Source organism: Allobrachymonas sp., assembly GCF_041912815.1.
GTDB lineage: Bacteria > Pseudomonadota > Gammaproteobacteria > Burkholderiales > Burkholderiaceae_C > Brachymonas.
In genome coordinates, this window is sequence record NZ_JAYRLV010000002.1 from 1 (window position 1) to 14,551 (window position 14,551).

The window sequence follows — 14,551 nt, forward strand, 5'->3', positions numbered from 1 at the left end:
CTGCCGCAGGAACTCAAGGCCATGGGCAGCGACCGGGAAATCCTGATCATCGAAGGCATGGCACACCCTGCTCTCGTGGACAAGATCCGCTATTACCAGGAAGACCTGTTCACCCAGCGCCTGCTGCGGCCAGCCCCTCTTCCGACACGTGTGCCGCTGCACACGGAGTGAGCACCATCGGCGCACTGCGGCGGTCAGGAGTTTTGCAGAGAGGGGAGAAAGGAAATCGGCCGGAAGCCTGAAGTGCAGCTGCGCAGGCACTGGTGCGCGGTGAATCTGTCACGATCAGCTACTTTCATGATGGCATTCATGCCATTTTTAAAAAATTTACGCCGCTAAAGGTTTCTGGTGAATGGGCAACCATATGATTCTTCATGCTTTATTCGCCTATGTGCCGGAATGCCGACCGAGTTGCGTCACAATGCGCGTCAGCGGGGCGGGTAGATTCCAGTAGTTCCTTTCCGCCCTCTCGATTTGAAAAGGAATTCTCATGTCGGCAAAAAAATTGACTATCGAATTGCTGGATGCACAGGGGCAGCCGGTTTCCGGCACGCTCGTGTCTGCCAGCGGCTGTGGAGAACTGCGCACCAGTGTGATGGGCACTGTCATGTTCCTGGTGGATGAGCCCCAGGTAGTGGTCAAGGTGGATGGGCAGGAGGTGCACAACGGCATGCTCGACGCGCTGCCCGCTCAGCTGCGCCTCACGCAGCAGGCAGGTGGCTGGAAGGCCTGACCCCGAAGGAAGCTCCGGGCCTGTGTTCTTCCTACTCCTGCGCAGGAGTAGGGCACAGAGAGACAGGCCCCGGCTTCAGGCCACCATGTAGGCAGCGGTGCCCAGCGCCAGCACCCTGCCTTCTCCCGTCATGAACTCCATGCGGGTGCTGGCCAAGCGGGACCCGAGCCGAAGCACCTCGGCGCGCAGGGTGTAGTGTTCGTCGAGGCCAGGGCGCAGGTAGTCGATGCGCAAATCGATGGTGCTCAGATGCATGAAGTGGCGCAGACGCTGCTCCAGCGGTTCGTGCTGATAGCGTGCCCCGATGGCGTTCATGACGGCCAATCCGCCCATGGTGTCGAGCGCAGCCGCAATGGCGCCCCCATGGATGCGCCGATGGGCATAGTGCCCGATGAGCTCGGGACGCAGATCCATGGCCGCTTCGCTCACCAGCGGGGTGCTGCGCGTCAGCCGCAGGCCCAGCAGACGGTTGAAGGCCATTTTTTCTCCGAACATGTCGTGCACGGCGCGCACGAATTCCGGATCGAGCTCCACGGCGGCCAGCTGCTCGAAAGGGAGGGCTCTCATTGGGACCTGGGTACTGCTCATGGCCGGTGTCTCCTGAAACGGGAAAAAGGAAGAAAAAGAGAAGTGGGCAAAAGCGCAGCACAAGAGGGAGGCGGGGAGCACGGAACGCTGCCCTGCCCCTTTCTGCCGGCTGCCACACAGAGAGTGGAGCGACGATCCGGCTCCCGAGTGCTCAATTCCCGGGCGCTCAATGGAACTGGGGCGGGCGCTTTTCCATGAAGGCAGCAAAGGCCTCTCGCGCGGCAGGTTCGCGCAGCATGCGGGCAAAGACCGTGGCTTCCTCGGCCATGCGTGCGGCAATGGCTGGCTGCAGATCGGCCTTGAGCAGGCGCTTGGTTTCGATCAGGGAGGACAGGGGCTTGGCCGCCAGGCGCGCTGCCTGTGCCTGTGCGTAGGCGTTCACCTCGACAGGGGCGACGATGCGGTTGACGACGCCCATTTCGAGCGCTGCATCGGCCAGGAAGGGTTCACCCAGCAACAGGGCCTCGCTCGCACGGGCATGCCCCATGCGCAGGGACGCGAGCAGGCTGCAGGCGGCCTCGGGACACAGGCCGAGGTTGACGAAGGGCATGGAAAACGCGGCATTGTCGCCTGCGTACACCAGATCGCAATGCAGCAGCATGGTGGTGCCGATGCCTACGGCAGGACCGGCCACCGCGGCCACCACAGGCTTGGGAAAGGTGCTGATCTGCTCCAGGAAGCGGAACACAGGCGCCTCAGGCGTGGAAGGAGGATGGTGCAGGAAGTCGGCAATGTCATTGCCGGCCGAGAACACGGTGGGATGTCCCTGGAAGACGAGCACGCGCACCCCGTCCTCCTGTGCCACCTGCTCCATGAAACGGGCCATGTCGGCGTACATGGCAGCCGTGAAGGCGTTCTTCTTGTCCACCCGGTTGAGGGTGATGGTGGCAATGCCGTGGTCGATGTGGGTCAGGATGTCGGACATGGAAATGCAGGGAATCTGGGGAAGGAAAGGGGCGTGCCATGGTGTGTCCGCCACCGCCTGGCGCCCCGGCAGGGACGGCAAGCGGTATGGACAGGGAAGTCACGCACGGAACTCCCTGCCCGACACACGGGCAGGGACACGCGCCCAGCTTACACGCGCTCGAAGATGCCGGCAGCGCCCTGTCCCATGCCGACGCACATGGTGACCATGCCGTACCGGAGCCGGTTGCGCTGCAGGGCGTGCACGACGGTGGCCGAACGGATGGCACCGGTGGCGCCCAGCGGGTGGCCGAGGGCAATGGCGCCCCCCATGGGATTGACCTTGGCGGCGTCGAGTCCCAGGGTGTTGATGACCGCGAGGGACTGGGCGGCGAAGGCCTCGTTGAGCTCGATCCAGTCCATGTCGTCCTGCCGCAGTCCGGCCACGCGCAGGGCGGCGGGAATGGCCTCGATGGGGCCGATGCCCATGATGGCCGGGGGCACGCCCTTGGCCGCGAAGCTCACGAAACGCGCCAGTGGCGTGAGGCCGAAGCGCTTGACCGCCGCCTCGCTCGCCAGAATGAGGGCGCCCGCTCCATCGCTCGTCTGAGAGCTGTTGCCTGCCGTGACGGTGCCGCGCGCGGCAAACACGGTGCGCAGCCGGGCCAGTCCTTCCAGGGTGGTGTCGGGCCGTGCGCCTTCGTCCAGATCGACGGTGCGGGTCGAGACGCGGACCTCGCCAGTGGCCAGGTCGAGACGGCGCTCCTCGATGTCCACAGGGGTCATTTCGTCGCGGAAGGCACCGGACTGCATGGCGGCCACGGCACGGCGGTGGGACTCGACCGCAAAGGCGTCCTGTGCCTCGCGGCTCACCTTCCACTGCTGGGCCACCTTTTCGGCGGTAAGGCCCATGCCATAGGCGATGCCGATGTCGTGGTTGCCGTCGAAGATGGTGGGCGACAGCGAGGGCGTGTTGCCCATCATGGGCACGAGGCTCATGCTTTCGACGCCAGCGGCGATCATCACATCGGCCTCGCCCACCCGGATGCGGTCGGCCGCCATGGCTACGGCGCTGAGTCCGGAGGCACAGAAGCGGTTGACGGTGATGCCGCCCACGCTCTCGGGCAGCCCGGCAAGCACGGCGCCCACACGGGCGATGTTGAGGCCCTGCTGGGCCTCGGGAATGGCACAGCCGCAGATGATGTCCTCGACGGCGGCGGGGTCGAGCCCCGGCACCTGCGCCATGGCCGACTGCAGTGCCCGCACCAGCAGGGTGTCGGGACGGGTGTGCTTGAAATAGCCCTTGTGCGAGCGACCGATGGGCGTGCGGGTCGCGGCCACGATGTAGGCGTCCTGGATTTGTTTGCTCATGCTTCAGACTCCGGATATGGGGGCCGTTCCCTGTAGGGAACGGACTCTGTCAGGGGGGTGGCAGTGCGTGCGGTGCGGGGTCAGTTCCGCAGCGGCTTGCCGGTGTTCATCATGTGGAGGATGCGGTCCTGGGTCAGGGGATGGGCGATGAGGGCCGTGAAGGCTTCGCGTTCAAGCTGCATCAGGTACTCCTCGCTCACCAGCGTGCCGGGGTCCACATCTCCGCCGCACACAATGCGCGCGATCATGGAGGCGATGTCGTAGTCGTGCTGGCTGATGAAGCCACCGTCGCGCATGTTGACGAGCGAGCCCTTGATGGTGGCGATGCCGTCGCGCCCCGCCACCGGAAACAGCCGCTTCATGGGCGGGCGGTAGCCGGTCTGGTACAGGGCCTTGGCCTGGGCGATGGCCACGTACAGCAGTTCGTCCTTGTTGGGCACGATCACATCGCTGTCGAGCACATAGCCGAGCTTGCGGCTTTCGAGGGCGCTGGTGCCCACCTTGGCCATGGCTGCAGCGGTGAAGCCTTCGGTGAGGAAGGGCAGCAGATCCTTGCCCGTGCTGTGTGCGGCATGCTCGGCCGCGCGGCGGGCAATGTAGGTCAGCCCTCCGGCTCCAGGAATGAGGCCCACCCCCACCTCGACCAGCCCGATGTAGCTCTCCATGGCCACCACACGCGCACTGCTGTAGACGGCCATCTCGCAGCCACCGCCCAGTGCCAGCCCCCGCACGGCGGCGACGGTGGGCACCTGGGCATAGCGCATGCGCAGCATGAGCTGCTGGAGTTCCTGCTCCATGCCGTTGACGGTGAGGGCGCCCCCCGCCATGAAGGCAGGCAGCACGCTCTGCAGGTCAGCGCCGGCGCTGAACCATTCGTCGTTCGACCAGATGACCAGCCCCTGGTAGGACTGCTCGGCCAGCTCCACGGCGCGGGTCAGACCCTCGCCCACGGCGGGGCTGATGGTGTGCATCTTGGTCTTGATGGAAGCGATGAGCACTTCGTGATCGAGCGTCCAGAGGCGGAGGGCATCGTCCTCGTGCACAGTGGTGCCCGCCGTGGCCGGATCGGCCTGCACGCTGCCGTGCACGCTCTCGGGGAAGTACTGGCGGGCATACACGGGCAGTGCCGAGCGGGGCTCGAACTCGCCGGTCGAGGGGTTGAACGAGCCCTCGGGCGTGTGCACGCCGCCCGCGTCGGCAACCGGTCCCCGGAACACCCACTCAGGCAGCGGCGCCTTGCACAGCGCTTCGCCCCGGTCGATGTCTTCCTGGATCATGTGGGCCACTTCCAGCCAGCCGGCCTCCTGCCACAGCTCGAACGGGCCCTGCTTGCTGCCGTACCCCCAGCGCATGGCGAAGTCGACGTCCCGCGCGGTATGGGCAATGGTCTGCAGATGCACGGCCGCGTAGTGCATCTGGTCGCGCAGCACGGCCCACACGAAGCGGCCCTGGGCGCCTTCGGCATGGCGCAGCAGCCGCAGGCGCTCGGCCGCAGGCTTCCTGAGCATGCGGGCATACACCTCGTCGCTCTTGTCGCCGGCGGGGACATAGTCGTCCTCGGCCAGGTCATAGCGCAGGATGTCGCGTCCCACCTTCTTGAAGAAACCGGCCTTGGTTTTCTGCCCCAGATTGCCCTTTTCGATGAGCCGCGCCACCACGGCGGGAGTCCCGAAGCTGCCGTAGAACGGATCGGTCTCGGCCGAGAGGTTCTCCTGCATGGTGTGGATCACGTGCGCCATGGTGTCGAGACCGACCACGTCGGCGGTCCGGAAGGTGCCGGAGCTCGCCCGTCCGAGCTTCTTGCCCGTGAGATCGTCCACCACGTCATAGGTCAGGCCGAACTTCTCGGCCTCGATCATGGTCGAGAGCATGCCGGCGATGCCCACGCGGTTGGCGATGAAGTTGGGGGTGTCCTTGGCGCGCACCACGCCCTTGCCGAGCGCGCTGGTGCAGAAGGTTTCGAGGTCATCGAGAATGCGCGGCTGCGTGGTCGGCGTGGCGATCAGCTCCACCAGATACATGTAGCGCGGCGGATTGAAGAAGTGGATGCCGCAGAAGCTCGGCCGCAGGCTCTCGGGCAGGGCCTCCGACAGCCGGGTGATGGACAGCCCCGAGGTGTTGGACGCCACGATGGCATGGGGAGCCACGTGCGGCGCGATCCTGTGGTACAGGTCGGTCTTCCAGTCCATGCGCTCGGCGATCGCCTCGATCACCAGATCGCACTCCTGCAGGAGCGCCATGTGCTCCTCGTAGTTGGCCGGCTCGATGAGCGCCGCGTCGTCCGCCACGCCCAGCGGCGAGGGTTTGAGCTTGCGGAGATTGTCGATGGCACGCAGCGCGATGCCGCTCTTGGGACCTTCCTTGGCCGGAAGGTCGAACAGCACCACCGGCACCTTCACATTGACCAGGTGCGCAGCAATCTGCGCCCCCATGACGCCGGCACCCAGCACGGCGACCTTCTTCACTTGAAATCGGGACATGGTTTTGCTTTCGGTTCAGCCGTCTGCAGGCCGGTGGAGATACCCCCTGCGCACACTGCAGGAGCCGGTCTTCCCCACGCGGCCTCGCAGCCAGCGGGTTGATGGGATGGAGGAAAAAAGACAGTCAGCATCGGCCCGGGCCCGCTCGGCCCATGGCGGCCGGCCCGGTCTCAGGTGCCCGGATCAGTGCACGCGCACCCAGGTCTGTGTACGGCCGATGCCGAACACCGAACCGCGCACCTGCAGCCTGCGGCCTTCCTCCACCGGCGTCAGGCGCAGGGTATAGCTGCGTCCGCTCTCGGGGTCCAGAATCTTGCCGTCTTCCCAGACCGCCCGGTCGCCATCGCGGCGGGCGCCGCGGATGATTTCCAGCCCCACCATGGGCTTGTCCTTGCGGTCATCGGTGCAGTGGCTGCACACGGCATGCGGGTCGGCTCCGGGCCGCAGGAGCTTCTCGATGCGGCCATAGAGCGCTCCGCCGCGTTCGCGGATCACGATCTGCGCCTTGGGGGCGCCCGTCCTGTCGTCGATGCTGCGCCAGGTGCCGACCGGAGTCATCTCGGCCGCCCAGGCTCCCGCCTGGGCCAGCAGCGCACCGGCCATCCCCAGGGCAACGGCCAGTCCCCGGCCTCTGCGTGCATGCGTCTGGTTCATCATGGATCTGTCTCCTCCAGCAGGTTGCGCATGCCGCTCAGGCGAGTGCGGCATCAGTGTCGAGCAGCACCCGGCTGCCAGCACGCGCCGTCTTCATGAGCGTGAGCGTCTCGGGGAACAGCCGGGCAAAGTAGAACCGTGCCGTCTGCAGCTTGCCCTGGTAGAACGGATCGGTGTTCCCCTCGGCGATCGCCCGGAGCGCCACCTGCGCCATGCGGGCAAACATGTAGGCAAACACCAGATGCCCGGCCACGCGCAGGTAGGGCACAGCCGCTGCCCCCACCTCGTCGGCGTTCTGGAACCCCCGGAACCCGATTTCGGTGGTGAACTTCTCCATCTGGCCCGCAATCAGCGCCAGCGGGTTGATGAATTCGGCCATCTTCTCGTTGACGCCTTCGCTCTCGATGAAGGCCGCCACTTCCTTGCCGAACTTGCGGAGCGTGGCTCCCTGGTTGCCCAGTACCTTGCGTCCCAGCAGGTCGAGCGACTGCACGGTGTTCGTGCCCTCGTAGATCATGTTGATGCGGGCGTCGCGCACGAACTGCTCCATGCCCCATTCCTTGATGTAGCCGTGCCCGCCGAACACCTGCTGGCACTCCACCGCCGCCTGGAAGCCGTTGTCGGTGAGGAAGGCCTTCACGATCGGCGTGAGCAGCGCGAGAATCTCGCCGGCGTCCTTGCGCACCTTGGCATCGGGGTGATGCTGCTCCTTGTCGAGCAGCAGCGAGGCATAGACGCCCAGCGCCCGGCCCCCTTCTGCCCAGGCCTTGGCCGTGAGCAGCATGCGGCGCACGTCGGGGTGCACGATGATGGGATCGGCCGGCTTGTCCTTGGCCTTGGTGCCCGAGAGGCTGCGCATCTGCAGGCGGTCCTTGGCATAGACCAGCGCATTCTGGTACGCCACCTCGGTCAGTCCCAGCGACTGGTTGCCCACGCCCAGCCGGGCCGCGTTCATCATCACGAACATGGCCTGCAGCCCCTTGTTCGGCTCGCCGATCAGGGTGCCCACGGCATCTTCCAGGGCCAGTGCGGCCGTGGCATTGGCATGAATGCCCATCTTGTGCTCAAGCGACGTGCAGAAAATGCCGTTGCGCGCTCCCAGCGAGCCATCGGTGTTCACCAGGAACTTGGGCACTGCGAACAGGCTGATGCCCTTGCTCCCCGCAGGCGCGTCGGGCAGGCGGGCCAGCACCAGGTGCACGATGTTCTCCACCATGTCGTGCTCGCCCGCGCTGATGAAGATCTTGTTGCCGGTGATGCGGTAGCTGCCGTCTTCCTGCGGCACGGCCCTGGTCCGCAGCAGCCCCAGATCGGTGCCGCAGTGCGGCTCGGTCAGACACATGGTGCCCGTCCACACTCCGCTCACCAGCCGGGGCAGATAGGTCGTCTTCTGCCATTCGGTTCCGTGCGCGAACAGGGCCTCGTAGGCACCGTGGCTCAGGCCGGGGTACATGGTCCAAGCCTGGTTGGCCGAGTTCAGCATCTCGTAGAAGCACTGGTTGACCACGGCAGGCAGCCCCTGCCCGCCGAACTCGGGAGCGCAGGACAGCGCAGGCCAGCCCCCTTCCACATACTGGCGGTAGGCTTCCTTGAAGCCCTGGGGCGGCGTCACCTCGTGCGTGACCACGTCGAGCCGGCAGCCCTCCGTATCCCCGGAAATATTGAGCGGGAAGATCACCTCGGCGGCGAACTTGCCCCCCTCTTCGAGCACGGCGTTGACGGTCTCGCGATCCACCTCGGCAAAGGCCGGCATGGCGGCGAACTCGCGGCTCACGTCGAACACCTCGTGCATCACGAACTGCATGTCGCGCAGGGGCGGGTTGTAAATCGGCATCTGTCCATCTCCTGTGTCCGGCGCACGCATGCGCCTCGTTCATTCAAGACCTCGAACCCCACCGATGGCTCCGCAGCATCGGGCCTGCCCGCAGGCCCCCCGATGTCGCACCGCTTCCGGTGGAACTCCTCTCCGACGTCTACCGCCCGTACCCCGCCGCGCCTACGCGGACGTGCCGGTGCTGTAATACGCCACGATGCGCTCGAAACCCCGCGCAATCCGGTCGAGTGCGTGCGGCTCCTGCAGGAAGCGCGCCTCGTAGTGCACCGACAGAATCAGCCCATGGGTCTCGAACACCATTTGCTGCGCATCGGTATCGGGCCGGAGGTGTCCTTCTTCCCTGGCCTGCTCGATCGCCCGGTACATGGCCGCCAGCCAGCTGCGCACGGCACGTTGCAACGCATCGCGCACAGCCCCCTCGCGGTCATCGAACTCCACCGCGCCACTGATGAAGATGCAGCCGGACTGCACCTCCTCCGTGACCCGCTGGATCCAGTTGCCGAACATCGCCCGCACCCGCGGCAAGCCCCGGGGCGCCTTGAGGGCGGGATAGAACACCTCCTGCTCGAAACGCTGGTAATACTCCTGAACGATGGCAATCTGCAGATCCTCGCGCGACCCGAAATGGGCAAACACGCCGGACTTGCTCATGCCAACCATCTCGGCCAGCGCACCGATGCTGATGCCCTCCAATCCCAGCTCGCTCGCCAGCGCCAGGGCTGCATCGAGCAGCATGGCACGGGTGTGCATTCCCTTGTGGTGGGCACGGCGGCTGCCGTGGCTCTCCGCTTCGGGTTTGGACGACGAAACAGGATGGATCGTGGACATGGCGTGAATATATCAAATGAATAGAACGGTCGTGCTTTTTTCAGGCACATCTAGGGAAGACACCTAGCCGCGCGAGCCAGCACCAGGCATCCTGCAGCACATCTCTCCACCTCCTCGCGGGATGTAACATGCTTGCGGCGCCCATGGTAGCGCACCCCATCCCCGCAGCGCATGGGGAGACTCCTCGTTTCCTGCCGTTTTCCCTCGGGCGCACAGCCGGCAGCCTGCCCTCGATCTGCCCTCCGGGGGCCCGATGCCACGGTGCGGGCGGGGGCAGGAGCGCCACACGCCTTCGGCCGGACAAGCATCGCGGGCCTTGGGAATTCGATCCCTTTTCCCGCATACTCGCCCCATGAACCTTCCCCGCTGGCTGCGGCTGCGCCTGGCCCCCCACTCCCTCACCGAGGCGGACGCCGCCGACGCCCTGTCTTCCCCCCGCTCCCCCGATGCCGCCGCCAGTGCGCGGGCGCGGGCCGTGGCAGACCGCGCAGTGGCCCGGGTGGACACGGTGCGCATCCAGCGCCGTCTGCTCATGCTGCTGATCGCCCCGCTGGTCGTGCTCGCGCTCATCAACGCCTGGTCGGACTACCGCTCGGCCGACTCGGCCGCCTCGCAGCAGGACAAACAGCTCCTGCAGCTCGTGCCCCTGCTGGCGGATTCGATCATCGCGGTGGGCGCACATGAGGGCGACCCGCCCGTGCTCCTGCTCGCCCCACCGGTGGAAGAATTCCTCAAGGAGCGCCAGGGCCTCGTCACCTACAAGGTCTACACCCCCAAGCGCAAGCTGCTGCACGGGGACGAACGCCTGCCCTCGATCGTGCCCGTGACCCAGGACCCCGACTTCTTCAACCAGGACGTCAAGGGCACCAGCTACCGCATCGTGGTCCAGCGCGTGCCCAGCGTGGCAGGCGACGTGGTGGTCGAAGTGGCCGACGCCTCCGACCCGCGCAAGCGCTGGCTGCAGCAGCTCTTTCTCAAGGTCCTGCTGCCCAACCTCGTGATGATTGCGGGTGCCTCCCTCGTCATCAGCTGGGCGGTGCGGCGCGCCCTCAAGCCGCTGCGCGACCTCATCATGGCCGTCGAGCAGCGCTCTCCCCGGGACCTCAGCAGCATCGACGAACGCATCACACCGGAAGAAATCCGCCCCCTCATCGCCTCGCTCAACCGCCTGTTCGCCCTCGTGAACGCCCAGGCCGAAACCCAGCGCCGCTTCGTGGCCGACGCCGCGCACCAGCTCCGCACCCCGCTGGCAGGCCTGCAGGCCCAGATCGAGGCCTGGACCGAGTCCCTGCGGCAGCAGCAGGACGCACTGCCGTCCTCCCCACCCGCCCGGCTCCACACACCCGGTCTGGCAGACACGGCTCCAGCATTGCCCCCCTCGACAGGCTCTGGGGCAGGCGCGGGCACAGGAGCCGATGCCAACGGCATCCGTCTGGTCTGGAGTCCGGAGCTGCACCAGCATGTGGCCCAGATCCCTGTGGCAGAGCTCACCCGCCTGCGTGCGGCCATCCGGCGCAACTCGCAGCTCGTGCACCAGCTCCTGTCGCTGTCCCGCGCCGATTCCGATGCCATGGAAGCGCAGCACCTGCAGGCCGTCGACCTCAAGGCGCTGTGCGAGGACCTGCTCGAATCGCACCTCGATGCCGCCGCCGCCAAGAACATCGACCTCGGGCTGGACGTGCAGCCGGTGCGCGTCTCCGCCCATGCGCTGTGGCTGCGTGAACTCCTGAGCAACCTGATCGTCAACGCCATCCACTACACCCCGGAGGGCGGCGTGGTCACCCTGCGCTGCGGCGTGCAGGGCGTCGGCGATACTGATGAGCACGACCATGCCAGCATGCTGGCTCGTGTCACCGGCCACCCCGAACACGCCCCGGTTCCACCCCGCGCCTTCGTGGAAGTGGAGGACAACGGCCCCGGCATCCCGGTGACGGAGCGTACCCATGTGTTCGAGCGCTTCTACCGCGTCCCCGGCACCAAGGGCGAAGGCACCGGCCTCGGCCTGGCCATCGCCCGCGAAATCGCGCTGCGCCATCACAGCGACCTGATTCTCTCGGACGGCATGCCCCACGAGCAAGACACCGGCTGCGGCCTGAAGGTCACACTGCTCTTTGCCGCCTCGCTGCTCCTGCGCTACGGCAACACCGTGCAGGGGGAATAGTGACGGCTGCACACAGCCTCCATGCCGGGCAGCCGCCCGGCTGAAGCCCCCTTCAAGCCCCCTCAGTGCCCGTTGTGCTCGATGCGGTAGCCGAAGCCACGGATCGACCGCAGCGCGATGCCGTAGGGATCGAGCTTGGCCCGCAGCCGGGAGATATAGACCTCTACCGCATTGAGGGTGATTTCCTTGTCCCAGCCGGTGAGCGCCTGCAGCAGCTTCTCCTTGCTCACGGGCTTGGGTGCATGCAGCATCAGATACTGCAGCACCGTCCATTCGCGTGGGCCCATGTCGAGCGGCTGGCCATCGGCCGTGACCTGGTGGGCCGCCGTATCGAGCGCAATGGGCCCGAGCGTGAGGACCGACGTGGTGGCCGCCTGCGATCGCCGCAGCAGTGCCCGCAGCCGCGCCAGCAGCTCCGGCAGCTCGAAAGGCTTGACCATGTAATCGTCAGCGCCCACATCCAGTCCCTGCACCCGGTCCTGGAGCGAATCCCGGGCCGTCAGCATGAGCACCGGCAGATTCAGCCCCCGCTCGCGAATGCGGCGCGTGAGCGCCATGCCGTCCATGCCGGGCAGGCCCACGTCGATGATCGCGGCATCGAACTCGTCGGATGTCAGGGCATCCAGCGCCGCTTCGGCACTGCCCACAGCATCCACGACATAGCCGCCCGCCGTGGTCAGCCCCTGCTTGATGCCATCGGCCAGCATCTGGTCGTCTTCCACCAGCAGCAATCGCATGTCTGTTCTCCTTTATGACGGGGCACTCTCAGGGAGCCGCCCCGCCCCACGGGCCGGCTCCGCCGTCTTCAGGCCCGGATCATGGTGCCGTAGGCCTGCTCGGTCAGCACTTCGAGCAGCATGCTGTGCGGCACCCGACCGTCGATGATGTGCACGGCCTTGACACCGCGCTTGGCCGCTTCGAGCGCCCCGGAAATCTTGGGAATCATGCCGCCGGAAATGGTTCCATCGGCACACAGCTCGTCCACCCGTGTGGGCGTGAGCTCGGGCAGCAGCTGGCCCTGCTTGTCGAGCACCCCGGCAATGTTGGTGAGCATGAGCAGCTTCTCGGCCTGGAGCTTGGTGGCCAGCGCAGCCGCCACCACATCGGCGTTGATGTTGTAGCTCTCGTTGTCCACGCCATAGCCGATAGGGCTGACCACGGGGATGAACTGATCGTCCTGCAGCGCCTTGACCACGCTCGGGTCGATCTCCTCGATGTCGCCCACCATGCCCACGTCATGTTCGATGGACGGATCGTGCTGGTCCTTGAGCCGCAGCTTGTGGGCACGGATCATGGCGCCATCGCGTCCGGTCAGGCCCACGGCCTTGCCGCCCACCTGATTGATGAGTCCGACGATCTGCTGCTGCACCTCGCCGGCCAGCACCCACGCCACCACGCCCATGGTCTCGGCATCGGTCACGCGCATGCCCTGCACGAAGTGTCCTTCCTTGCCCAGTCGCTTGAGCGCCGTCTCGATCTGCGGCCCCCCGCCATGCACCACCACCGGATTGATGCCCACCAGCTTCAGGAGCACGATGTCCTCGGCAAACGCCTTCTGCAGGGCCGGATCGGTCATGGCGTTGCCGCCATACTTGATCACCATGGTCTTGCCGTGATATTTCTGGATGCTCGGAAGCGCCTCGGAAAGGATCTCTGCACGCTGAACAGCATTCAATACGAAATTTTCTTCCATTTTTACTCCAACGCCCGGGTGATCAGTCATCATCCAATCTGCCGAGCAAAAAAGACATATAGGCAAGCATCAAGAAATCCATCGCCGCTCTCAACGACCATGCCACTGCCGCACCATTCAATCCATATTTTTCAGCAAGAAACACAAGAACCGGAACATACAGGCAAAGTTCCAGTACATGAAACTTTGCAGTCACATCCACTCTTCCTGCAGCCTGCACACGCGCAAAGGGAAGTTGCGCCATCCCATTAAAAAAAATACCTATTGCCAAGATATCTACCACGACCCATGCTCTATCAGAGAAAGTCTTACCCAACCAGAGACTGAGTCCTTCTCGTGACAATACAACTATCACCAAGCAAACTGCAGACATCACAGCACAAAGAAACAGCATTGATTTTTTATATATCTTCTTCCCTTCATTGGGTGCCACTTTATGCAGGGCCGTGAATCTAGGAAAAAGCGCAGTCGCAATCGCGCCAGGAACAATAAGCACTCTCTGCATCATTTCCGCAGGAACAGAATAATATGCCACCATGGCCGCCCCCACAATTCCAGATACAATAAATCTATCTGCCGTCACCATCAAGGGGCTTATCACATTCGACACGGTAATCCAAGCGCCAAAAGACAAAAGATTCTTGAATTTTTCGGTACTCCATGCACCTCTACTCCACCACCCCCTCTTCAGCCTAGCATTAACCAAGGAGGAAAACACCAGCACATTGGCAAGCCTCGCGCAAACAAGACTTACAACCATCCATACCAGAGAACTAGAAAAAAAATAAACCGATGCTGCTGGCAAGCCAAAATTCGCCATTCCCAAAAGCATTCTGGCAATATTTACGTTCTTGAAATCCTCATACGCTTCCAGAATACCCCTCTGTCCTGTAGCAAGTGTTGTCAACGGTATTCCAAAACCAGAAACAATCAATGCTAGGAACGCCTCATGCTGCAGGCCGGCACTTATTTTAAGCCATTGGTACGCCAGCGAATGAGACAAAAAAATCAAAATCAAAGCCCCAATCGCACCTGCAATCGCCGTAAAAATCAACCCGCTCTTTGCAATATCAGGAATATTTTCATGCTCACCAAGAGATATCTCAACCGCAATTTTTTGAGTCAGCGCTCTCCCCAATCCAAAGTCAAAAAGACTGAAATACCCAATCAGCGCCCATACCATGGTAAGGATACCAAATGCCTCTACACCAGCATGCTTAACGATGTAGGGAATGGCGACAGCTGCCAGCAACAGCGGTGCCCCCATCCCCAACATATTCCATGCCGCATTCTTTTTGATCGACAT

12 protein-coding genes are annotated in these 14,551 nt (G+C 64.3%); 2 read left to right on the plus strand and 10 right to left on the minus strand.

Annotated elements, in window-relative coordinates; genetic code table 11:
• Nucleotides 1-490 precede the first annotated feature (490 nt).
• Nucleotides 491-733, plus strand: coding sequence for a hypothetical protein (locus ACE3P9_RS02520; RefSeq protein WP_374491662.1), 243 nt, complete (start codon nucleotides 491-493; stop codon nucleotides 731-733).
• A 75-nt stretch (nucleotides 734-808) separates the two neighbouring features.
• Here the strand turns inward: ACE3P9_RS02520 and ACE3P9_RS02525 are convergent, their stop codons facing one another.
• From ACE3P9_RS02525 to ACE3P9_RS02555, 7 genes are all read right to left on the minus strand, one after another.
• Complete coding sequence (locus ACE3P9_RS02525; RefSeq protein ID WP_374491663.1) at nucleotides 809-1,321, minus strand: thioesterase family protein; 513 nt, start codon at nucleotides 1,319-1,321, stop codon at nucleotides 809-811.
• 166 nt (nucleotides 1,322-1,487) lie between these two features.
• Complete coding sequence (locus ACE3P9_RS02530; protein ID WP_374491664.1) at nucleotides 1,488-2,246, minus strand: enoyl-CoA hydratase; 759 nt, start codon at nucleotides 2,244-2,246, stop codon at nucleotides 1,488-1,490.
• A 149-nt stretch (nucleotides 2,247-2,395) separates the two neighbouring features.
• A complete protein-coding gene (locus ACE3P9_RS02535; protein ID WP_374491665.1) occupies nucleotides 2,396-3,595 on the minus strand; it encodes an acetyl-CoA C-acyltransferase in 1,200 nt (399 codons plus the stop codon).
• An 80-nt stretch (nucleotides 3,596-3,675) separates the two neighbouring features.
• Complete coding sequence (locus ACE3P9_RS02540) at nucleotides 3,676-6,075, minus strand: 3-hydroxyacyl-CoA dehydrogenase/enoyl-CoA hydratase family protein (protein WP_374491666.1); 2,400 nt, start codon at nucleotides 6,073-6,075, stop codon at nucleotides 3,676-3,678.
• Between the two features lie 183 nt (nucleotides 6,076-6,258).
• Complete coding sequence (locus ACE3P9_RS02545) at nucleotides 6,259-6,678, minus strand: DUF2147 domain-containing protein (RefSeq protein WP_374491934.1); 420 nt, start codon at nucleotides 6,676-6,678, stop codon at nucleotides 6,259-6,261.
• An 88-nt stretch (nucleotides 6,679-6,766) separates the two neighbouring features.
• On the minus strand, nucleotides 6,767-8,563 hold the full coding sequence (locus tag ACE3P9_RS02550; protein ID WP_374491667.1) for an acyl-CoA dehydrogenase C-terminal domain-containing protein: 1,797 nt from the start codon (nucleotides 8,561-8,563) through the stop codon (nucleotides 6,767-6,769).
• Between the two features lie 162 nt (nucleotides 8,564-8,725).
• A complete protein-coding gene (locus tag ACE3P9_RS02555) occupies nucleotides 8,726-9,391 on the minus strand; it encodes a TetR/AcrR family transcriptional regulator (RefSeq protein ID WP_374491668.1) in 666 nt (221 codons plus the stop codon).
• Nucleotides 9,392-9,743: 352 nt separating this feature from the next.
• On the opposite strand from ACE3P9_RS02555, the gene ACE3P9_RS02560 reads away from it, so the two are divergent.
• Nucleotides 9,744-11,552, plus strand: a complete 1,809-nt coding sequence (locus ACE3P9_RS02560; protein WP_374491670.1) for a sensor histidine kinase N-terminal domain-containing protein — start codon at nucleotides 9,744-9,746, stop codon at nucleotides 11,550-11,552.
• A 62-nt stretch (nucleotides 11,553-11,614) separates the two neighbouring features.
• Here the strand turns inward: ACE3P9_RS02560 and ACE3P9_RS02565 are convergent, their stop codons facing one another.
• The 3 genes from ACE3P9_RS02565 to ACE3P9_RS02575 all read right to left on the minus strand — a co-directional run bounded on the left by ACE3P9_RS02565 (nucleotide 11,615) and on the right by ACE3P9_RS02575 (nucleotide 14,551).
• Nucleotides 11,615-12,289, minus strand: coding sequence for a response regulator (locus ACE3P9_RS02565; protein WP_374491672.1), 675 nt, complete (start codon nucleotides 12,287-12,289; stop codon nucleotides 11,615-11,617).
• 68 nt (nucleotides 12,290-12,357) lie between these two features.
• Nucleotides 12,358-13,245, minus strand: a complete 888-nt coding sequence (argB, locus tag ACE3P9_RS02570) for an acetylglutamate kinase (protein ID WP_374491673.1) — start codon at nucleotides 13,243-13,245, stop codon at nucleotides 12,358-12,360.
• 22 nt (nucleotides 13,246-13,267) lie between these two features.
• Nucleotides 13,268-14,551, minus strand: a complete 1,284-nt coding sequence (locus tag ACE3P9_RS02575) for a flippase (protein ID WP_374491674.1) — start codon at nucleotides 14,549-14,551, stop codon at nucleotides 13,268-13,270.